Genomic DNA, 20,711 nt, shown 5'->3' with positions numbered 1-20,711 from the left:
TCAGAACTCGAGCCCACCTTCGCGGGCGCTGTCCGCCAGAGCGGCGATGCGCCCGGCGTAGCGGTTGCCACCGCGGTCGAAGACGACCGCCGTGATCCCGGCTTCCTTGGCCCGCTGAGCGAGGAGCTCGCCGACCTTCTTGGCCTTCTCCGTCTTGTCCGCTTCCAGCGTGCGCAGCGAGGCGTCCATGGTGGACGCGCTCACCAGGGTGTGGCCGACGGTGTCGTCCACGATCTGCACGAACAGGTGACGCGTCGAACGGTTGACGACCAGGCGCGGACGCGCGGCCGTACCGACGACGTTCTTGCGGACGCGGCGGTGACGGCGGGCCCGCGAGACGGTGCGGGCAGCCGTGTGCTTGCCGAACGCAGTCTTCGGAGCCATGCCTACTTACCAGCCTTTCCGACCTTGCGGCGGATCTGTTCGCCCTGGTAGCGCACGCCCTTGCCCTTGTACGGGTCGGGCTTGCGCAGCTTGCGGATGTTGGCGGCGACCTCGCCGACCTTCTGCTTGTCGATGCCGTCCACGTGGAACAGGGTCGGCTTCTCGACGCGGAAGGTGACGCCCTCGGGGGCGTCGACGATGACCGGGTGGCTGAAGCCCAGCGAGAACTCCAGCTGCGCCGGGCCCTTGGCCTGGACGCGGTAACCGACGCCGACGATCTCCAGGGTCTTGGAGTAGCCCTGCGTGACGCCCTGCACCATGTTGGCGATCAGCGTCCGCGAGAGGCCGTGCAGCGCACGGACCTTGTTCTCGTCGTTGGGACGGGTGACGGCGATGGCGCCGTCCTCGTCGCGGCCCACTGCGATGGGCTCGGCGACCGTGTGAGAAAGCGTGCCCTTCGGGCCCTTGACCTGGACATCCTGGCCGGTGATCGTGATGTCTACGCCACTGGGCACAGGGATGGGCAGCCGTCCGATTCTCGACATGCTGTGTTCCTCCCCTCTACCAGACGTAGGCGAGGACTTCCCCGCCCACACCACGCTTGCCGGCCTGCTTGTCGGTCATGAGACCGGCGGACGTCGAGATGATCGCGACGCCCAGCCCGCCCAGGACTCGAGGCAGATTGTCCTTCTTCGCATAGACCCGCAGACCGGGCTTGGACACCCGGCGCAGTCCAGAGAGCGAACGCTCACGAGTAGGCCCGAACTTGAGCTCCACCACGAGGTTCTTGCCAACCTTGGCGTCTTCGACGGTCCAAGCCTGGATGTAACCCTCCTGCTGGAGGATCTCGGCGATGTGCGCCTTGATCTTCGAGTACGGCATCGACACGCTGTCGTGGTACGCCGAGTTCGCATTACGCAGACGCGTGAGCATGTCTGCGATCGGGTCGGTCATCGTCATGGCCAATGGCCTTCCTCGCCGCGGTTTCCAGTCGGCGAAGCTTCAGTGCTGCGCACTGCTCTGCCGGTGGACCTTCGGCGCGGTCGTGGGTGCTCTCTAGGAGAGCCCCCTGATTTTGACATTTACGGATATGTACGGCCGGAAGCCGCCCCGGGGGCGACCAGTGCCGCCCCCAAGGGTAACTACCAGCTGGACTTGGTGATGCCAGGCAGCTCGCCCCGGTGCGCCATCTCACGGAAGCACACGCGGCACAGGCCGAACTTCCTGTAGACGGCGCGCGGACGACCGCAGCGCGAGCAACGGGTGTAGGCCCGGACCTCGAACTTCTGCTTGCGCCCCGCCTTGGCGATCAGCGACTTCTTCGCCATTGGATCAGGCCTCCTTGAAGGGGAAGCCGAGGAGCTTGAGCAGCGCCCGGCCCTGGTCGTCGTTCTTCGCGGTGGTCACGATCGTGATGTCCATGCCCCGCGGCCGGTCGACCTTGTCCTGGTCGACCTCGTGGAACATGACCTGCTCGGTCAGACCGAAGGTGTAGTTGCCGTTGCCGTCGAACTGCTTCGGCGACAGGCCCCGGAAGTCACGGATGCGGGGCAGCGCCAGCGACAGCAGCCTGTCGAGGAACTCCCACATGCGGTCACCGCGAAGCGTGACGTGCGCGCCGATCGGCATGCCCTCACGCAGCTTGAACTGCGCGATGGACTTGCGCGCCCGGACGACGGCCGGCTTCTGGCCGGTGATCACGGTGAGGTCGCGAACGGCGCCCTCGATCAGCTTCGAGTCGCGGGCCGCCTCGCCGACACCCATGTTGACCTTGATCTTCACCAGGCCGGGGATCTGCATGACGTTCTCGATGCCGAACTGCTCGCGAAGCTGAGCCGCGATCTCCTCGCGGTACTTCGTCTTGAGGCGCGGCGTCGGGCGCTCGGTCTCGGTGGTCGTGGCAGTCATCAGCTGTCCTCACCCGTCTCGTCGGCCTTGTCAGCCTTCTTGTCGGCGGGCTTTTCGGCGGCCTTGTCTTCCTTGAGCTTCTTCACGTTGCTCACGTGGATGGGCCCCTCCATGGTCTGCACGCCGCCGGTCTTGGCGCCACGCGGACCCTGGTTGGTCTCCTTGCCGTGCTTCTTGATCATGTTGACGCCCTCGACCACCACGCGGTCCTCGCGTGGGAAGGTCGCGATCACATGACCCTTGGCACCCTTGTTCTTGCCGGCGATGACCTGGACCAGGTCACCCTTCTTCACATGCAGCTTCGGCATTACAGCACCTCCGGTGCGAGCGAGATGATGCGCATGAACTTCTTGTCGCGCAGCTCGCGGCCGACCGGGCCGAAGATACGAGTGCCACGAGGGTCACCGCTGTCCTTGATGATGACGGCGGCGTTCTCGTCGAAGCGGATGTAGGAGCCGTCGGGCCGGCGGCGCTCCTTGACCGTGCGGACGACGACGGCCTTGACCACGTCGCCCTTCTTGACGCCCGTGCTGCCCGGCAGCGCGTCCTTGACAGTGGCGACGATGACGTCGCCGATACCGGCGTAGCGTCGGCCCGAGCCACCGAGAACACGGATGCAGAGAATCTCCTTGGCACCCGTGTTGTCGGCGACCTTGAGCCGCGACTCCTGCTGGATCACGTTGTACTCCTGTTAGTCGCGCCGGTTCTCATCGCTGAGCCTGGCGGAACCCATCGTTGTCTTGTTCCTCCGGCCACAGCCCCCGTAGGGGGCCGCACCGCAGGCGACGCGGGAGCGAGGCTCCCGCGTCCTTGGACACCGTCATGGGGGCCCTGAGGCCCCCACGAGGCGCGGTATATCCGAGAGGGCCTACTTGGCCTTCTCGAGGATCTCCACGACCCTCCACCGCTTGGTGGCGGAGAGGGGGCGGGTCTCCATCAGAAGCACGCGGTCGCCCACGCCACAGGCGTTGGACTCGTCGTGTGCCTTGTACTTGGTCGTCCGGCGGATGACCTTGCCGTAGAGGCGGTGCTTCACGCGGTCCTCGACGGCGACGACGACGGTCTTGTCCATCTTGTCGCTGACGACCAGGCCCTCACGGACCTTGCGGAAGTTACGCCCCGTCGACTCGGTGGTCTCGGTGGTCTCGGTCTCAGCCATCGCTCGACTCCTTCTCGACCGTGACGATGCCCAGCTCGCGCTCGCGCATCACGGTGTAGATACGGGCGATCTCGCGGCGGACGGCACGCAGCCGCCCGTGGCTCTCCAACTGACCGGTCGCTGACTGGAAGCGGAGGTTGAACAGCTCCTCCTTGGCTTCCTTGAGCTTCTGGACCAGGGTGTCCTGGTCCTCCACCCGCAGCTCGCCGGCGGTCAGGCCCTTAGCCATCACGCCTCACCCACTTCACGCTTAACGATCTTGCACTTCATCGGGAGCTTGTGGATCGCGCGCTGAAGCGCCTCGCGGGCGATCGGCTCGGCCACGCCGGACAGCTCGAACATCACGCGTCCGGGCTTGACGTTGGCGATCCACCACTCCGGCGAACCCTTACCGGAACCCATGCGGGTCTCGGCAGGCTTCTTGGTGAGGGGACGGTCGGGGTAGATGTTGATCCACACCTTGCCGCCACGACGGATGTGACGGGTCATCGCGATACGAGCGGACTCGATCTGGCGGTTGGTCACGTAGGAGTGCTCAAGCGCCTGAATGCCGTACTCGCCGAAGACGACCCTGGTGCCGCCCTTGGCGGCTCCGCTGCGGTCGGGCCGGTGCTGCTTGCGGTGCTTGACCCTGCGAGGGATCAGCATGGTCAGCTCCCTTCAGCACCCGGCTGAGCAGCCGGGCCGGTCTCGGGGGCAGCCTGGGAGGCCGCCTCAGTCCTGGGGGCGCGGTCGCCGCGCTCGCCGCCACGACCGCCACCGCGGCGGGCGCCACCGGCGCCACCACCACGACGCGGACGGTCGCCGCCGCCGCCACGACGGTCGTCACGCTCGCGACGCTGGCCGGCACGGGCGCCGGCAGCCGCCGCCTCGCGCTCGGCGCGGCTCGTCGCGGCCTCGCCCTTGTAGATCCACACCTTCACGCCGATGCGGCCGAAGGTGGTACGGGCCTCGTAGAAGCCGTAGTCGATGTCCGCGCGGAGCGTGTGCAGCGGCACCCGGCCCTCACGGTAGAACTCCGACCGCGACATCTCGGCGCCGCCCAGACGACCGGAGCACTGGACACGGATGCCCTTGGCGCCGGACTTCATGGCCGACTGCATCGCCTTGCGCATGGCACGGCGGAACGAGACACGGCTGGAGAGCTGCTCGGCCACGCCCTGCGCGACGAGCTGCGCGTCGATCTCGGGGTTCTTCACCTCGAGGATGTTGAGCTGGACCTGCTTCTTGGTCAGCTTCTCCAGGTCACCGCGGATGCGGTCGGCCTCCGCGCCGCGACGGCCGATGACGATGCCCGGCCGGGCGGTGTGGATGTCGACCTGGACGCGGTCGGTCGTGCGCTCGATCTCGACCTTGGAGATGCCGGCCCGCTCCATGCCCTTCTGCAGCATGCGACGGATCGCCACGTCCTCGGCGACGTACGACTTGTACAGCTTGTCGGCGTACCACCGGCTCTTGAAGTCGGTCGTGATGCCGAGGCGGAACCCGTGCGGGTTAACCTTCTGGCCCACTATCGGGTCCTTCCCTTCGGCTCGCGGGACTCCACGATCACGGTGATGTGGCTCGTCCGCTTGTTGATCCGATAGGCGCGACCCTGTGCACGCGGACGGAACCGCTTCAGCGTCGGGCCCTCGTCAACCCAGGCGCGGCTCACGAAGAGCGTGCTGGGGTCGAGATCGAAGTTGTGCTCAGCGTTCGCCATGGCGCTGCTGAGCACCTTGTAGATCGGCTCGCTCGCCGACTGGGGAGCGAACTGCAGAACGGCCTGCGCCTCCGAAGCGGGCAGCCCGCGAATAAGGTCCACCACGCGGCGGGCCTTGAGGGGCGTGACACGGACGAACCGCGCCTGAGCCCTGGCTTCCATCGCTTACTCCTCTAAGTGCTTCTGAAGGCGTCTATCGCCGGCTGCGCCGGTCTTCCTTGACGTGGCTCCGGAACGTCCGCGTGGGGGCGAACTCTCCGAGCTTGTGACCGATCATCGACTCGGTGACGAACACCGGGACGTGCTTACGGCCGTCGTGCACGGCGATCGTGTGCCCGAGCATGTCGGGAACGATCATGGAGCGCCGCGACCACGTCTTGATGACGTTCTTGGTGCCCTTCTCGTTCTGGACGTCGACCTTCTTCTGAAGGTGCTCGTCCACGAAGGGACCCTTCTTAAGGCTACGTGGCATTTCGGCTGCTCCTACCGCTTCTTCCTCTTGCTGCGCCGACGGATGATCAGCCGGTCGCTGGCCTTGTTGGCCTGGCGGGTGCGGCCCTCGGGCTTGCCCTTCGGGTTCACCGGGTGGCGACCACCGGAGGTCTTGCCCTCACCACCACCGTGCGGGTGGTCGACAGGGTTCATCGCGACACCGCGGACGGTGGGGCGCTTGCCCTTCCACCGCATACGGCCGGCCTTGCCCCAGTTGATGTTGGCCTGCTCGGCGTTGCCGACCTGGCCGACCGACGCGCGGCAGCGCACGTCGACCATGCGCATCTCACCGGAGGGCATACGCAGCGTGGCGTACTGACCTTCCTTGGCGAGCAGCTGGATCTGAGCGCCCGCGGAACGGCCGAGCTTGGCGCCGCCGCCCGGACGGAGCTCCACCGCGTGGATGAAGGTACCGGTCGGGATGTTGCGCAGCGGCAGGCAGTTGCCCGGCTTGATGTCGGCCGCGGGGCCGTTCTCGATGCGGTCGCCCTGCTTGAGGCCGGTCGGCGCGATGATGTAGCGCTTCTCGCCGTCGGCGTAGTGCAGCAGAGCGATGTTGGCGGTGCGGTTGGGGTCGTACTCGATGTGAGCGACCTTGGCCGGAATGCCGTCCTTGTCATGCCTGCGGAAGTCGATGATCCGGTAGGCGCGCTTGTGACCGCCGCCCTGGTGGCGAGCGGTGACCCGGCCGTGTACGTTACGGCCGCCCTTGTTATGAAGGGGTGCAAGCAGCGACTTCTCCGGCGTGCTGCGGGTGATCTCGGAGAAGTCCGAGACACTGGAACCGCGGCGACCCGGAGTCGTCGGCTTGTACTTACGGATGCCCATCTTTTTCGTTCATCCTCTGTCGGACCCCAGGTCCGGGGACCTGGGGTATCAATTTCGTGCGAAGCCCCAGAAAAGGGGCTCGCGGGAGGCCGGGCCTCCCGCGTGGTTAGCCGATCTGACCGAAGATGTCGATCCGATCGCCCTCGGCCAAGCTCACGATCGCGCGCTTGGTGTCGGGCCGCTTACCGAAACCGGTGCGGGTGCGCTTGCGCTTGCCCTGCCGGTTGATCGTGTTCACGCTGGTGACCTTGACCCCGAAGATCTGCTCAACGGCGATCTTCACCTGGGTCTTGTTCGCGCTCTTGCGCACCAGGAACGTGTACTTGTTGTTCTCATCGATCAGGCCGTAGCTCTTCTCAGAGACGACCGGCTTGAGGATGATGTCGCGCGGGTCGGCGATCTTCTCCATCAGGCCTCTTCCTTCCCGCCCTGGCCCAGCCTGGCGACGACCTGGTCGTACGCCTCCTGGGTGAAGACCACGTCGTCGTGGACGAGCACGTCGTAGGTGTTGAGCTGACCGGAGTCCAGCAGGTGGACCTCCGGCGCGTTGCGCAGGCTCAGCCAGGTCAGCTCGTCGGTCTCGTCGACCACGACGAGGACCGACTTGGCCTGGGTGATGGTGCGCAGCGCCTGCAGGGCGGCCTTCGTCTTCGGCGTCTCGCCGGAGACCAGGCTGCTCACCACGTGCACACGACCGCCGCCGGCCCGGTCGGACAGGGCGCCGCGGAGCGCGGCGGCCTTCATCTTCTTGGGCGTGCGCTGCGAGTAGTCGCGCGGCACCGGGCCGTGGACGACGCCGCCGCCCGCGAACTGCGGCGCACGGGTCGAGCCCTGACGGGCGCGGCCGGTGCCCTTCTGCCGGTACGGCTTCTTGCCGCCGCCGGAGACCTCACCACGGGTCTTGGCCTTGTGGGTGCCCTGCCGACGAGCGGCGAGCTGGGCCACGACCACCTGGTGGATCAGCGGCACGTTGACCTTGGCGCCGAAGATGTCCTCGGGCAGGTCGACGGTCCCGGTCTTCGCCCCGCTGGCGTCAAGGACGTCAATGGTGCTCACTTGGCAGCCCCCTTCTTGGCAGCGGTGCGAACGAGGACCAGACTGCCGTTGGCGCCGGGGATCGCACCCTTGATCAGGATGAGACCCTTCTCGGCGTCCACGGAATGAACCTTCAGGCTCTGCACGGTGGTGCGGACGTTACCCATCCGACCGGCCATGCGCAGACCCTTGAATACGCGTCCCGGGGTGGCGCAGCCACCGATGGAACCCGGCGACCGGTGCTTGCGCTGCGTGCCGTGCGACGCGCCCAGACCACCGAAGCCGTGCCGCTTCATGACACCGGCGAAGCCCTTGCCCTTGCTCTTGCCCGTCACGTCGACGAACTGGCCGGCCTCGAAGGTGTCGGCCAGCAGCTCCTGGCCGAGGGTGTAGTCGCTCGCGTCGTCGGTGCGGATCTCCGCGAAGTAACGGCGCGGGGTGATGTCGTGCTTACGCAGGTAGTCGCCGAGCGGCTTGTTGACCTTCCGGGGGTCGACCTGCCCGAAGCCGAGCTGGATGGCCGAGTAGCCGTCCTTTTCAGCGGTGCGGACGCGGGTCACCACGCACGGACCGGCCTCGACCACGGTCACCGGGACCATCCGGTTGTCCGCGTCGAAGACCTGGGTCATGCCGAGCTTCTTGCCCAGGACGCCCTTGATCGTCTTAGCCATGTCAGTGCGTTCCCTCAGAGCTTGATCGAAATGTCGACGCCCGCGGGGAGGTCGAGCCGCATGAGCGAGTCAACCGTCTTGGGGGTCGGATCGATGATGTCAATCAGCCGCTTGTGCGTGCGCATCTCGAAGTGCTCGCGGCTGTCCTTGTACTTGTGCGGCGAACGGATGACGCAGTACACGTTCTTCTCGGTCGGCAGCGGCACCGGGCCCGCGACCTTCGCGCCAGTCCGCGTCACCGTCTCGACGATCTTCTTGGCCGAAACGTCGATGACCTCGTGGTCATAGGCCTTAAGCCGGATGCGGATCTTCTGTCCCGCCATAGTGGCCTCGGTGTCCTTCGCTGTCGTCTGAAAAAGTATCGTGCGGCAGGATGCCGCTGGGTGGTGCGATGCTCCACGAGACAGACGCAGTCGATCTGCCTTTTCTTCCGTGATCCGGCAGTAACTTCGGTCACTGGCCTGCTTCGGTCACTGGGCCGAAGTGACTGCTGGATCACGGCTTTGCCGTGGAGCCGGGGAGCGGAGCCCGTACGGACTCCGAACCCCTGTCGTGGTGCGGCGGCCGGCCCCTGTGTGGAGGCCGACCGCCACCCCGCGGTCGAGCTACTTGATGATCTTCGTGACCCGACCGGCGCCGACGGTGCGGCCACCCTCACGGATCGCGAACTTGAGGCCTTCCTCCATGGCGATGGGCTGGATCAGCTCAACGCGCATCTCGGTGTTGTCGCCCGGCATGACCATCTCGGTGCCCTCGGGGAGGTTCACCACGCCGGTCACGTCCGTCGTACGGAAGTAGAACTGCGGGCGGTAGTTGTTGAAGAACGGCGTGTGGCGGCCGCCCTCGTCCTTGGACAGGATGTAGACCTGGCCGGTGAACTCGGTGTGCGGGGTCGTCGTGCCCGGCTTGATGATGCACTGGCCGCGCTCGACGTCGTCACGCTTGATGCCACGGAGGAGCAGCGCGGCGTTGTCGCCGGCGTGGCCCTCGTCGAGCATCTTGTTGAACATCTCGATGCTGGTGACGGTGGTGGTCGTCTTCTCCGGCTTGATGCCGATGATGTCGACCTGCTCGTTCACCTTGACGATGCCGCGCTCGATACGACCGGTGACGACGGTGCCGCGACCGGTGATCGAGAAGACGTCCTCGACCGGCATGAGGAACGGCTTCTCCGTCTCACGCGGGGGCTCGGGGACGTTCTCGTCGACGGCGTTCATCAGCTCGATGATGCTGTCGGCCCACTTCTCGTCGCCCTCGAGAGCCTTGAGCGCGGAGACGCGGACGACCGGCAGGTCGTCGCCGGGGAACTCCTGAGCGGACAGGAGCTCACGGACCTCGAGCTCGACGAGCTCCAGGATCTCCTCGTCGTCGACCATGTCGGCCTTGTTGAGGGCCACGACGATGTAGGGGACGCCGACCTGGCGGGCCAGGAGGACGTGCTCCTTCGTCTGCGGCATGGGGCCGTCGGTGGCGGCGACCACGAGGATCGCGCCGTCCATCTGAGCGGCACCGGTGATCATGTTCTTCACGTAGTCGGCGTGACCGGGGCAGTCCACGTGGGCGTAGTGGCGCTTCTCGGTCTGGTACTCGACGTGCGCGATGGAGATCGTGATGCCGCGGGCCTTCTCCTCCGGCGCCTTGTCGATCTTGTCGAACGGGGTCGCCGCGTTCAGGTCCGGGTAACGGTCGTGGAGCACCTTGGTGATCGCCGCGGTCAGTGTGGTCTTACCGTGGTCGATATGCCCAATGGTGCCGATGTTCATGTGCGGCTTGTTCCGCTCGAACTTGGCCTTGCCCACTGGTTCTCTCCTTGAGAATCTGACTGACTTTCGTCATACACACTCGGGCCCGGGTGATCCCGAACCCCTAGGCGGCGGGACGGCTCGCACCGTCCCGCCAGGGACCGGAACTATTCGCCCCGGGCCTTCGCGACGATCTCCTTGGCGATGCCCGGAGGCACCTCAGCGTAGGAGTCGAACTGCATGCTGTAGCTCGCGCGCCCCTGAGTCTTGCTGCGCAGGTCACCCACGTAGCCGAACATCTCCGACAGCGGCACGAGCGCCTTGACGACACGGGCGCCGGCCCGCTCGTCCATGGCCTGGATCTGCCCGCGACGACCGTTGAGGTCGCCGATGACATCACCCATGTAGTCCTCGGGCGTGGTGACCTCGACGGCCATCATCGGCTCGAGGAGCACGGCGTCAGCCTTGCGCGCGGCCTCCTTGAACGCCATCGAACCGGCGATCTTGAAGGCCATTTCCGAGGAGTCGACGTCGTGCGCGGCACCGTCGGTCAGCGTCACCTTCACGCCCACCATCGGGTAGCCGGCCAGCACGCCGAACTCAGCGGCCTCCTGCGCGCCCGCGTCGACCGACGGGATGTACTCCCTCGGCACGCGGCCACCGGTGACCTTGTTCTCGAACTCGTAACCGTCGTTGCCCTCGCCCAGCGGCTCCAGGTCGATGATCACCCGCGCGAACTGACCGGAACCACCGGTCTGCTTCTTGTGGGTGTAGTCGACCTTCTCCACCTTGCGGCGAATGGTCTCACGGTAGGCGACCTGGGGACGGCCGACGTTGGCCTCGACCTTGAACTCGCGACGCATGCGGTCGACGAGGATCTCAAGGTGAAGCTCGCCCATGCCCCAGATGACCGTCTGGCCGGTCTCCTCGTCACGACGGACCTGGAAGGACGGGTCCTCCTCGGCCAGCCGCTGGATCGCGGTCGACAGCTTCTCCTGGTCGCCCTTGGTCTTGGGCTCGATGGCGACGTTGATGACCGGAGCCGGGAACGTCATCGACTCGAGCACGACCTGGTTGGCCGGGTCGGACAGGGTGTCACCGGTGGTGGTGTCCTTCAGACCCATCACGGCGACGATCTGACCGGCGATCGCCGACGGGCGCTCTTCGCGCTTGTTGGCGTGCATCTGGTAGATCTTGCCGATCCGCTCCTTCTTGCCCTTCACAGAGTTGATGACCTGTGAACCGGCCTCGAGCGTGCCCGAGTAGATGCGGATGTAGGTGATCTTGCCAAGGTGCGGGTCGCTGGCGATCTTGAAGGCCAGCGCGGAGAACGGCTCGGTCGGGTCCGCGTGACGCTCGACGGCCTTGCTCTCGTCACCGACGGCGTGACCGGCGATGGCCGGGATGTCGGTCGGCGCGGGCAGGTAGGCGACGATCGCGTCGAGCAGGGGCTGCACGCCCTTGTTCTTGAACGCGGTGCCACACAGGACCGGGTTGACGGCGCTCGCCAGCGTCGCGCGACGCAGGGCCGCGACCAGCTGCTCCTCGGTGGGCTCGGTGCCCTCGAGGAAGAGCTCCATCAGCTCGTCGTCGTTCTCGGCGACGGTCTCGACCAGCTTGTCGCGCCACTCGCGAGCGGCCTCGGCGTGGTCGGCCGGGATGTCGACGACGTCGTACATCTCGCCCTTGGCAGCCTCGGCGCTCCAGAGGAGGCCCTTCATCTTGATCAGGTCGATGACGCCCTTGAAGTCGGCCTCAACGCCCCACGGGAGCTGGACGACGGCCGGGGTCGCGGCCAGACGGCTGATCATCATCTCGACGCAGCGGTGGAACTCCGCGCCGACCCGGTCCATCTTGTTCACGAAGCAGATGCGGGGGACGTTGTAGCCGTCAGCCTGGCGCCACACCGTCTCCGACTGCGGCTCGACACCCGCCACACCGTCGAACACGGCGACGGCGCCGTCGAGCACGCGCAGCGAGCGCTCCACCTCGATGGTGAAGTCGACGTGCCCCGGAGTGTCGATGATGTTGATGGTGTGACCGGCCCACTCACAGGTCGTCGCGGCGGACGTGATCGTGATGCCGCGCTCCTGCTCCTGCTCCATCCAGTCCATGGTGGCTGCGCCCTCGTGGACTTCACCCAGCTTGTAGTTGATGCCGGTGTAGAACAGGATGCGCTCGGTCGTGGTGGTCTTGCCCGCGTCGATATGGGCCATGATCCCGATGTTGCGGACCTTGGCCAGGTCAAGAGCGGTCGTGGTGGCCACTTTCTTCGCGTCCTCGTCGTCTCGTCGAACCCGCCGGGGTTACCAGCGGTAGTGGGCGAAGGCCTTGTTGGACTCGGCCATCTTGTGGGTGTCCTCGCGCTTCTTCACGCTCGCCCCGAGGCCGTTGCTGGCGTCGAGGAGCTCGTTCATCAGGCGCTCGGTCATGGTCTTCTCGCGGCGGGCCCGGGAGTACTGCACGAGCCAGCGCAGGGCCAGGGTGGTGCTGCGCGCGGCGCGCACCTCGACCGGCACCTGGTAGGTGGCGCCACCGACACGGCGGCTGCGGACCTCGAGGGTCGGCTTGACGTTGTCAAGCGCGCGCTTGAGGGTGACGACCGGGTCGTTGCCCGTCTTCTCCCTGCAGCCCTCGAGGGCGCCGTAGACGATCGACTGCGCGATGGAGCGCTTGCCGTCCAGGAGCACCTTGTTGATCAGGGCGGTGACCAGCGGCGAACTGTAAACCGGGTCAGACATGAGCTGACGACGGCCAGGAGAACCCTTGCGAGGCATAGTTAGCTCTTCTCCCTCTTCGCGCCGTAGCGGCTACGGGCCTGCTTGCGGTTGCGGACACCCTGGGTGTCGAGCGAGCCGCGGATGATCTTGTAGCGAACACCCGGCAGGTCCTTCACACGACCGCCACGCACGAGCACGATGGAGTGCTCCTGCAGGTTGTGACCCACACCCGGGATGTAGGCCGTGACCTCGATGCCGTTGGTGAGCCGAACACGGGCCACCTTGCGCAGTGCCGAGTTGGGCTTCTTCGGGGTCGTGGTGTAAACGCGCTGGCACACGCCGCGCCGCTGCGGACTCCCCTTGAGGGCAGGAGTCTTGGTCTTGGAGACCTTGTCCTGCCGGCCCTTGCGGACCAACTGCTGAATAGTGGGCACTGCCACTCCGTTTCGTGCCTTGGCCGGTGTTACGTCAGTTGTGCGAATCCACAGGTTCTGCCGGTGTCATGACCTGCGGATTGTCCTTGCTCCCGCGCCCCCGCGCTCGGGCGTGTCGCGCTCTCCGCACAGACACATCCACGACGCTTCAAGCCAGGAAGCCGACTGGCACTCCTCTGATATGAGCGCACAGCCGAGAGCCCGCAAAGCTACGGGCACGATGGTCTAGGTTACCAGGCCCGCCCGACACGTCAAAACGGCGCGAGTCGCTATGGGGGGCGTCTCGCATCCGCTCTGTGCGGCCCGTCTCGTGGCCGCTGCTCCGCCGACCATGATATAGCCCCTTCCCCATGCTCAACCCCAAAACCTTCTTCTTTTCGGACCGGCCCGCCCAAGGCCACGAACAGGCCCATTCGCGTTCACGGCCACGGGCCCACGTCCGCCCGTACGCCGACGCCGTTCCGGGACGACACCCGGCGGAGCACTCGCACCCGTGAAGGGCTGACGGACGCGTACGGACCCCGCACGGGACCTCCACGCCCGAGGCGCGGGGCCCGGAAACGGGAAACGCCCGGGCCTCTCGAACGAGACCCGGGCGCTTCGCCGTGCTGACGACCGTTACCGGTTGTACTGACCGAAGTCGTACTCCTCCAGCGGGACGGCCTCGCCGCTGCCGGTGCCGAAGGTGTAGTCGGCCGCGGAGCCGTCGTAGCCGCCGACCGTGTACATGGCGGCCTTGGCCTCCTCGGTCGGCTCGACCCGGATGTTGCGGTACTGGGGCATGCCCGTGCCGGCCGGGATGAGCTTACCGATGATGACGTTCTCCTTCAGGCCCAGGAGCGAGTCGGACTTGGCGTGGATCGCCGCGTCCGTCAGGACCCTGGTCGTCTCCTGGAAGGAGGCCGCCGACAGCCACGACTCGGTGGCGAGCGACGCCTTCGTGATGCCCATGAGCACCGGGCGACCGGCGGCCGGGGAGCCGTTCTCCGCCACCGTCTCACGGTTCATCTGCTCGAAGCGCGGACGCTCGACGAGCTCGCCGGGCAGCAGGTCGGTGTCACCGGACTCGAGCACGTTCACGCGCTTGAGCATCTGCCGCACGATGATCTCGATGTGCTTGTCGTGGATCGACACACCCTGCGACCGGTAGACCTGCTGGACCTCGGCCACCAGGTGCAGCTGCACGGCCCGCGGGCCGAGGATGCGCAGCACCTCGTTGGGGTTGACGGCGCCGGCGACCAGCTGCTGGCCGACCGACACGCGCGAACCCTCGGAGACCAGCAGCCGCGACCGCATGGACACCGGGTAGGCGATCTCCTCGGAGCCGTCGTCGGGCGTGATGACGATCTTGCGGGACTTGTCGGTCTCGTCGATCCGGACCCGGCCCTCCGCCTCGGAGATCGGGGCGACACCCTTGGGGATGCGCGCCTCGAACAGCTCCTGGACTCGGGGCAGACCGTGGGTGATGTCGGCACCCGCCACACCACCGGTGTGGAAGGTCCGCATCGTCAGCTGGGTGCCGGGCTCGCCGATCGACTGGGCGGCGATGATGCCGACCGCCTCGCCGACGTCCACGAGCTTGCCGGTGGCCAGCGAACGGCCGTAGCAGGTCGCGCAGACACCGATCTTGGCCTCGCAGACGAGCGCGCTGCGGGTGCGGACGGTCTCGACGCCGGCCTCGACCAGGGCGGTGACGTGCGTGTCGTTGATGTCGACACCCGCCGCCGCGATGATCTTGCCGTCGACCTCGACGTCCTCGGCCAGGATGCGGCCGTGCACGTTGGACTCGGCGTTCTCGGCCTTGACCAGGTTGCCCGACGCGTCGCGCTCGCCGACGTGCAGCGGGACCGCGCGGTCGGTGCCGCAGTCGATCTCGCGGACGATGACGTCCTGCGCGACGTCCACCAGACGACGGGTCAGGTAACCCGAGTCGGCGGTGCGCAGGGCGGTGTCGGCCAGACCCTTCCGCTGTCCGTGGGTGGAGATGAAGTACTCCAGCACCGACAGGCCCTCGCGGAACGAGGCCTTGATCGGCCGCGGGATCGTCTCACCCTTGGTGTTGGACACCAGACCACGGATGCCGGCGATCTGACGCACCTGCATCTTGTTACCGCGGGCGCCGGAGTTGACCATCATCCAGACCGGGTTGGTCGCCGGGAAGGCGTTGACCATGTCGGTCTCGACGTCGGCCGTGGCGTGGGTCCAGATCTCGATGAGCTCCTGACGGCGCTCCTCGTCGGTGATCAGACCGCGCTCGTACTCACGCTGCACCTTGTCGGCGCGGCGCTCGTAGTTCTCCATGATTTCCTGCTTGTTGGGCGGCGCGACGACGTCGTCGATCGAGATCGTGACGCCGGAGCGGGTCGCCCAGCGGAAGCCCGCGTCCTTGAGCGCGTCGAGCGAGTTGGCCACCTCGACCTTGGGGTAGGTCTCGGCCAGCTCGTTGACGATCGTGGACAGCTGCTTCTTGCCCACCTGGAAGTTGACGAACGGGTAGGACAGCGGCAGCGTCTGGTTGAACAGGCAGCGGCCGAACGTCGTCTCCAGTCGGATCGGGTCGCCCTGCTCCCAGCCCTCGGGGGCCACCCAGTCACGCGGCGGCAGGACGTCCTTGATCCGGATCTGGATCTTCGCCTGGATCTCCAGCTCGCGACGGTCGAAGGCCATCTGCGCCTCGGCGATGGAGCCGAAGACCCGGCCCTCACCCAGCGCGCCCTCCTTCATGGTCGTCAGCCAGTAGAGGCCGATGACCATGTCCTGGGTGGGCATGGTGACGGGCTTGCCGTCGGCCGGCTTGAGGATGTTGTTGGTCGAGAGCATCAGGATGCGCGCCTCGGCCTGGGCCTCAGCCGACAGCGGCAGGTGCACGGCCATCTGGTCGCCGTCGAAGTCCGCGTTGAAGGCGGTGCAGACGAGCGGGTGGATCTGGATGGCCTTGCCCTCGACGAGCTGCGGCTCGAACGCCTGGATGCCCAGACGGTGGAGCGTGGGCGCGCGGTTGAGCAGCACCGGGTGCTCGGTGATGACCTCTTCGAGCACGTCCCACACCACGGGGCGGGCGCGCTCGACCATCCGCTTGGCCGACTTGATGTTCTGCGCGTGGTTGAGGTCCACGAGCCTCTTCATCACGAACGGCTTGAACAGCTCCAGCGCCATCTGCTTGGGCAGACCGCACTGGTGCAGCTTGAGCTGCGGGCCGACGACGATGACCGAACGGCCGGAGTAGTCGACTCGCTTGCCCAGCAGGTTCTGGCGGAAGCGGCCCTGCTTGCCCTTGAGCATGTCGCTCAGGGACTTGAGCGGGCGGTTGCCGGGGCCGGTGACCGGGCGGCCGCGACGGCCGTTGTCGAACAGCGCGTCGACGGCCTCCTGCAGCATCCGCTTCTCGTTGTTCACGATGATCTCGGGCGCGCCGAGGTCGAGCAGACGCTTGAGGCGGTTGTTGCGGTTGATGACCCGGCGGTAGAGGTCGTTCAGGTCGGAGGTGGCGAAGCGGCCACCGTCGAGCTGAACCATCGGCCGCAGGTCCGGCGGGATCACCGGGATGCAGTCGAGGACCATGCCGCGCGGCGAGTTGGTGGTGTTGAGGAACGCGGAGACGACCTTGAGCCGCTTGAGCGCGCGGGCCTTCTTCTGGCCCTTGCCGCTGCGGATGGTCTCGCGCAGGTTCTCGGCCTCGGCGTCGAGGTCGAAGCTGATCAGGCGGTCCTGGATCGCCTGCGCGCCCATGCCGCCCTTGAAGTAGCGGCCGAAGCGGTCACGCATCTCGCGGTAGAGCAGCTCGTCGCCCTCGAGGTCCTGGACCTTGAGGTTCTTGAAGCGGCTCCAGACCTCCTCGAGCCGGTCCAGCTCACGCTGGGCCCGGTCGCGGAGCTGGCGCATCTCGCGCTCGGCGCCCTCACGCACCTTGCGGCGCTGGTCGCCCTTGGCGCCGGCGGCCTCGAGCTCGGCCAGGTCGCCTTCGAGCTTCTTCTGCCTGGCCTCGACGTCGGCGTCGCGACGCTGCTCGATGTGCTGCCGCTCGACGGAGATCTTCGCCTCCAGCGAGGGCAGGTCACGCTCGCGCATCTCGGTGTCGACCTGCGTGATCATGTACGCCGCGAAGTAGATGACCTTCTCCAGGTCCTTCGGGGCGAGGTCGAGCAGGTAGCCGAGGCGCGACGGGACACCCTTGAAGTACCAGATGTGGGTGACCGGCGCGGCCAGCTCGATGTGGCCCATCCGCTCACGGCGCACCTTGGCGCGCGTGACCTCGACGCCACAGCGCTCACAGATGATGCCCTTGAAGCGGACGCGCTTGTACTTGCCGCAGTAGCACTCCCAGTCGCGGGTCGGGCCGAAGATCTTCTCGCAGAAGAGCCCGTCCTTTTCCGGCTTGAGGGTGCGGTAGTTGATGGTCTCGGGCTTCTTGACCTCGCCGTGCGACCACTGACGGATGTCGTCGGCCGTCGCCAGCCCGATCCGAAGCTCGTCGAAGAAGTTGACGTCCAGCATTCGTGCGATCCCCCTCAGACTTCTTCCACGCTGCTCGGCTCACGCCGGGACAGATCGATACCGAGCTCCTCCGCTGCGCGGAAGACGTCCTCGTCGGTGTCGCGCATCTCGATGGACATGCCGTCGCTGGAGAGCACCTCGACGTTCAGGCACAGCGACTGCATTTCCTTGATGAGGACCTTGAAGGACTCGGGGATTCCCGGCTCCGGGATGTTCTCGCCCTTGACGATGGCCTCGTAGACCTTCACGCGGCCGAGGACGTCGTCGGACTTGATCGTCAGGAGCTCCTGCAGGGCGTAGGCGGCGCCGTACGCCTCCAGCGCCCACACCTCCATCTCACCGAAGCGCTGGCCGCCGAACTGGGCCTTACCGCCGAGCGGCTGCTGGGTGATCATGGAGTACGGGCCGGTCGAACGCGCGTGGATCTTGTCGTCGACCAGGTGGAGGAGCTTGAGGATGTAGATGTAGCCGACCGAGATCGGGTACGGGAACGGCTCGCCGGAACGGCCGTCGTACAGCCGCGCCTTGCCGCTCTGCTCGACCATCCGGTCGCCGTCACGGTTGGGGATGGTGTTGCCGAGCAGGCCGACGATCTCTTCCTCGTGGGCGCCGTCGAAGACCGGCGTGGCCATGTTGGTGCGCGGCTCGACCTGGCCGAAGCCCTTGTCGCGCAGCCGCTCGGCCCACGCCTCCTGGACGCCGGTGATGTCCCAGCCCCGGGCGGCGATCCACCCCAGGTGGGTTTCGAGCACCTGGCCGACGTTCATTCGGCCGGGCACGCCCAGCGGGTTGAGGATGATGTCGACCGGGGTGCCGTCCTCCAGGAACGGCATGTCCTCGACCGGCAGGATCTTGGAGATGACGCCCTTGTTGCCGTGGCGGCCGGCCAGCTTGTCGCCGTCGGTGATCTTACGCTTCTGGGCCACGTAGACGCGGACCAGCTCGTTGACGCCGGGGGGAAGCTCGTCGCCCTCCTCGCGGCTGAACACGCGGACGCCGATGACCTTGCCCTGCTCGCCGTGCGGCACCTTCAGCGAGGTGTCGCGGACCTCACGGGCCTTCTCACCGAAGATCGCGCGCAGCAGCCGCTCCTCGGGGGTCAGCTCGGTCTCACCCTTGGGCGTGACCTTGCCGACGAGGATGTCGCCGGGGACGACCTCGGCGCCGATGCGGATGATCCCGCGCTCGTCGAGGTCGGCCAGGACCTCTTCGGAGACGTTCGGGATGTCGCGGGTGATCTCCTCCGGGCCCAGCTTGGTGTCACGGGCGTCGACCTCGTGCTCCTCGATGTGGATCGAGGAGAGGACGTCGTCCTGGACCAGCCGCTGGGACAGGATGATCGCGTCTTCGTAGTTGTGGCCCTCCCACGGCATGAACGCCACGAGGAGGTTCTTGCCCAGCGCCATCTCGCCCTTGTCGGTGCAGGGACCGTCGGCGATGACCTGGTTGACCTCGATGCGGTCGCCCTCGGCCACGATGGGCTTCTGGTTGAACGAGGTGCCCTGGTTGGAGCGCTTGAACTTGGCCACCCGGTACGTCGTCCGGGTGCCGTCGTCGTTCATGACCGTGACGTAGTCGGCGGAGACCTCCTCGACCACGCCGGCCTTCTCGGCGCTGATGACGTCACCGGCGTCGGTCGCGGCACGGTATTCCATGCCGGTGCCGACCAGCGGCGCCTCGCTCTTGAGGAGCGGCACCGACTGGCGCTGCATGTTGGAGCCCATGAGCGCGCGGTTGGCGTCGTCGTGCTCGAGGAAGGGGATCATCGCGGTGGCGACCGACACCATCTGGCGCGGCGACACGTCGATGTAGTCGACTTCCTCGGCGCGGGCGAGCTCGGTCTCGCCGCCCTTGGTGCGGACCAGGACGCGGGACTCGGCGAACGACCCGTCGGGGTTGAGCACCGTGTTGGCCTGCGCCTTGACGAAGCGGTCCTCCTCGTCGGCCGTCAGGTAGTCGATCTGGTCGGTGACCTTGCCGTCGACGACCTTGCGGTAAGGAGTCTCCACGAAGCCGAAGGCGTTGATCCGGCCGTAGGAGGCCAGCGAGCCGATGAGGCCGATGTTGGGGCCTTCAGGGGTCTCGATCGGGCACATCCGGCCGTAGTGGGACGGGTGCACGTCTCGGACCTCGAAGCCGGCCCGCTCACGCGACAGACCACCGGGGCCCAGCGCGGACAGACGCCGCTTGTGCGTCAGGCCGGCCAGCGGGTTGGTCTGGTCCATGAACTGCGACAGCTGCGAGGTGCCGAAGAACTCCCGGATCGACGCGACGACCGGGCGGATGTTGATCAAGGTCTGCGGCGTGATCGCCTCGACGTCCTGCGTCGTCATGCGCTCGCGCACGACGCGCTCCATCCGGGCCAGGCCCAGGCGGACCTGGTTCTGGATCAGCTCGCCGACGCTGCGCAGGCGGCGGTTGCCGAAGTGGTCGATGTCGTCGGTCTCGACGATCACCGTGTCGATCGGCGCGCCCTCGGCGGCCGGCATCGTCTCCTCGCCCGCGTGGAGGCGGACGATGTACTCGATCGTGGCGACGATGTCCTCTTCGGTCAGCGTGCCCTGCGTGATCTCCGCACCGACCCCGAGCTTCTTGTTGATCTTGTAGCGGCCGACCTTGGCCAGATCGTAACGCTTGGGGTTGAAGTACAGGTTCTCCAGCAGGGTCTGCGCCGACTCCTTGGTCGGCGGCTCACCCGGCCGCAGCTTGCGGTAGATGTCGAGCAGCGCGTCGTCCTGACCGGCCGTGTGGTCCTTCTCCAGCGTGGCCCGCATCGACTCGTACTGCCCGAACCGCTCGAGAATCTGGTCGCTGGTCCACCCCAGCGCCTTGAGAAGCACGGTGACGGCCTGCTTGCGCTTACGGTCGATGCGCACACCGACGCTGTCACGCTTGTCGATCTCGAACTCGAGCCAGGCACCCCGCGACGGGATGACCTTGCAGCCGTACAGGTCCTTGTCGGACGTCTTGTCGACACTGCGGTCGAAGTAGACGCCCGGCGAACGCACCAGCTGCGAGACCACCACACGCTCGGTGCCGTTGATGATGAAGGTGCCCTTCGGCGTCATGAGCGGGAAGTCGCCCATGAACACCGTCTGGCTCTTGATCTCACCGGTGGTGTTATTGATGAACTCCGCCGTGA

24 protein-coding genes are annotated in these 20,711 nt (G+C 66.7%); all 24 read right to left on the bottom strand.

The genetic code is table 11. From position 1 onward, the window contains the following. Complete coding sequence (rplR, locus tag KME80_RS04135; protein ID WP_219500426.1) at nt 1-384, bottom strand: 50S ribosomal protein L18; 384 nt, start codon at nt 382-384, stop codon at nt 1-3. Nucleotides 385-386: 2 nt separating this feature from the next. Continuing rightward, nucleotides 387-929: a 50S ribosomal protein L6 gene (gene rplF / locus KME80_RS04130; protein WP_219500424.1), complete on the bottom strand. Its 543-nt coding sequence runs from the start codon at nt 927-929 to the stop codon at nt 387-389. Between the two features lie 16 nt (nt 930-945). After that, nucleotides 946-1,344, bottom strand: a complete 399-nt coding sequence (gene rpsH / locus KME80_RS04125) for a 30S ribosomal protein S8 (protein ID WP_049572677.1) — start codon at nt 1,342-1,344, stop codon at nt 946-948. Between the two features lie 182 nt (nt 1,345-1,526). After that, nucleotides 1,527-1,712 (bottom strand): type Z 30S ribosomal protein S14, encoded by a 186-nt coding sequence (locus KME80_RS04120; protein WP_020542298.1) that lies wholly within the window; start codon nt 1,710-1,712, stop codon nt 1,527-1,529. Between the two features lie 4 nt (nt 1,713-1,716). Next, nucleotides 1,717-2,292 (bottom strand): 50S ribosomal protein L5, encoded by a 576-nt coding sequence (rplE, locus tag KME80_RS04115; RefSeq protein WP_101783550.1) that lies wholly within the window; start codon nt 2,290-2,292, stop codon nt 1,717-1,719. Further along, nucleotides 2,292-2,600 (bottom strand): 50S ribosomal protein L24, encoded by a 309-nt coding sequence (gene rplX / locus KME80_RS04110; RefSeq protein WP_219500422.1) that lies wholly within the window; start codon nt 2,598-2,600, stop codon nt 2,292-2,294. The genes rplE and rplX overlap by 1 nt, the downstream gene beginning before the upstream one ends. Further along, entirely contained in the window at nt 2,600-2,971 is a 372-nt protein-coding gene (gene rplN / locus KME80_RS04105) for a 50S ribosomal protein L14 (RefSeq protein ID WP_043623452.1), read from the bottom strand. The genes rplX and rplN overlap by 1 nt, the downstream gene beginning before the upstream one ends. 189 nt (nt 2,972-3,160) lie before the next feature. Continuing rightward, a complete protein-coding gene (gene rpsQ / locus KME80_RS04100) occupies nt 3,161-3,451 on the bottom strand; it encodes a 30S ribosomal protein S17 (RefSeq protein ID WP_219500420.1) in 291 nt (96 codons plus the stop codon). Next, a complete protein-coding gene (gene rpmC, locus KME80_RS04095) occupies nt 3,444-3,680 on the bottom strand; it encodes a 50S ribosomal protein L29 (RefSeq protein ID WP_049572733.1) in 237 nt (78 codons plus the stop codon). Before rpmC ends, rpsQ begins: the two co-directional genes overlap by 8 nt. Then, nucleotides 3,680-4,099, bottom strand: a complete 420-nt coding sequence (gene rplP / locus KME80_RS04090) for a 50S ribosomal protein L16 (RefSeq protein ID WP_219500418.1) — start codon at nt 4,097-4,099, stop codon at nt 3,680-3,682. Before rplP ends, rpmC begins: the two co-directional genes overlap by 1 nt. A gap of 2 nt (nt 4,100-4,101) precedes the next feature. Then, nucleotides 4,102-4,962, bottom strand: a complete 861-nt coding sequence (gene rpsC / locus KME80_RS04085; RefSeq protein ID WP_219500416.1) for a 30S ribosomal protein S3 — start codon at nt 4,960-4,962, stop codon at nt 4,102-4,104. Beyond that, nucleotides 4,962-5,315 carry a 50S ribosomal protein L22 gene (gene rplV, locus KME80_RS04080; RefSeq protein ID WP_049572697.1) on the bottom strand — a complete coding sequence of 118 codons (354 nt, stop codon included), beginning with the start codon at nt 5,313-5,315 and terminating at the stop codon, nt 4,962-4,964. The genes rpsC and rplV overlap by 1 nt, the downstream gene beginning before the upstream one ends. A gap of 31 nt (nt 5,316-5,346) precedes the next feature. Next, nucleotides 5,347-5,625: a 30S ribosomal protein S19 gene (rpsS, locus tag KME80_RS04075; RefSeq protein ID WP_049572698.1), complete on the bottom strand. Its 279-nt coding sequence runs from the start codon at nt 5,623-5,625 to the stop codon at nt 5,347-5,349. An 11-nt stretch (nt 5,626-5,636) separates the two neighbouring features. Next, the gene (rplB, locus tag KME80_RS04070; RefSeq protein WP_101783543.1) at nt 5,637-6,473 is read right to left on the bottom strand and encodes a 50S ribosomal protein L2; all 837 of its coding nucleotides are present in this window, start codon (nt 6,471-6,473) and stop codon (nt 5,637-5,639) included. A gap of 106 nt (nt 6,474-6,579) precedes the next feature. Beyond that, complete coding sequence (rplW, locus tag KME80_RS04065; RefSeq protein WP_219500414.1) at nt 6,580-6,882, bottom strand: 50S ribosomal protein L23; 303 nt, start codon at nt 6,880-6,882, stop codon at nt 6,580-6,582. Then, nucleotides 6,882-7,529: a 50S ribosomal protein L4 gene (gene rplD, locus KME80_RS04060; RefSeq protein WP_219500412.1), complete on the bottom strand. Its 648-nt coding sequence runs from the start codon at nt 7,527-7,529 to the stop codon at nt 6,882-6,884. The genes rplW and rplD overlap by 1 nt, the downstream gene beginning before the upstream one ends. Then, a complete protein-coding gene (rplC, locus tag KME80_RS04055) occupies nt 7,526-8,179 on the bottom strand; it encodes a 50S ribosomal protein L3 (RefSeq protein ID WP_101783540.1) in 654 nt (217 codons plus the stop codon). The genes rplD and rplC overlap by 4 nt, the downstream gene beginning before the upstream one ends. A 14-nt stretch (nt 8,180-8,193) precedes the next feature. Then, a complete protein-coding gene (gene rpsJ, locus KME80_RS04050; protein WP_030912931.1) occupies nt 8,194-8,502 on the bottom strand; it encodes a 30S ribosomal protein S10 in 309 nt (102 codons plus the stop codon). Between the two features lie 282 nt (nt 8,503-8,784). After that, the gene (gene tuf / locus KME80_RS04045) at nt 8,785-9,978 is read right to left on the bottom strand and encodes an elongation factor Tu (RefSeq protein WP_219500410.1); all 1,194 of its coding nucleotides are present in this window, start codon (nt 9,976-9,978) and stop codon (nt 8,785-8,787) included. A 110-nt stretch (nt 9,979-10,088) separates the two neighbouring features. Further along, on the bottom strand, nt 10,089-12,137 hold the full coding sequence (gene fusA / locus KME80_RS04040; RefSeq protein ID WP_246644013.1) for an elongation factor G: 2,049 nt from the start codon (nt 12,135-12,137) through the stop codon (nt 10,089-10,091). 90 nt (nt 12,138-12,227) lie between these two features. Then, nucleotides 12,228-12,698, bottom strand: a complete 471-nt coding sequence (rpsG, locus tag KME80_RS04035; protein ID WP_043623423.1) for a 30S ribosomal protein S7 — start codon at nt 12,696-12,698, stop codon at nt 12,228-12,230. 2 nt (nt 12,699-12,700) lie between these two features. After that, a complete protein-coding gene (gene rpsL / locus KME80_RS04030; protein ID WP_049572713.1) occupies nt 12,701-13,075 on the bottom strand; it encodes a 30S ribosomal protein S12 in 375 nt (124 codons plus the stop codon). A 618-nt stretch (nt 13,076-13,693) separates the two neighbouring features. Continuing rightward, a complete protein-coding gene (locus tag KME80_RS04025; RefSeq protein ID WP_219500398.1) occupies nt 13,694-17,569 on the bottom strand; it encodes a DNA-directed RNA polymerase subunit beta' in 3,876 nt (1,291 codons plus the stop codon). 14 nt (nt 17,570-17,583) lie between these two features. Then, a partial coding sequence (gene rpoB / locus KME80_RS04020; RefSeq protein WP_219500397.1) for a DNA-directed RNA polymerase subunit beta occupies nt 17,584-20,711 on the bottom strand: 3,128 nt, incomplete at its 5' end.

This window comes from Nonomuraea ceibae, assembly GCF_019396325.1.
Taxonomy (GTDB): Bacteria; Actinomycetota; Actinomycetes; order Streptosporangiales; family Streptosporangiaceae; genus Nonomuraea; species Nonomuraea ceibae.
Note: the sequence above shows the minus strand (reverse complement) of the source record. Positions and strands in the feature narration are given on the sequence as shown.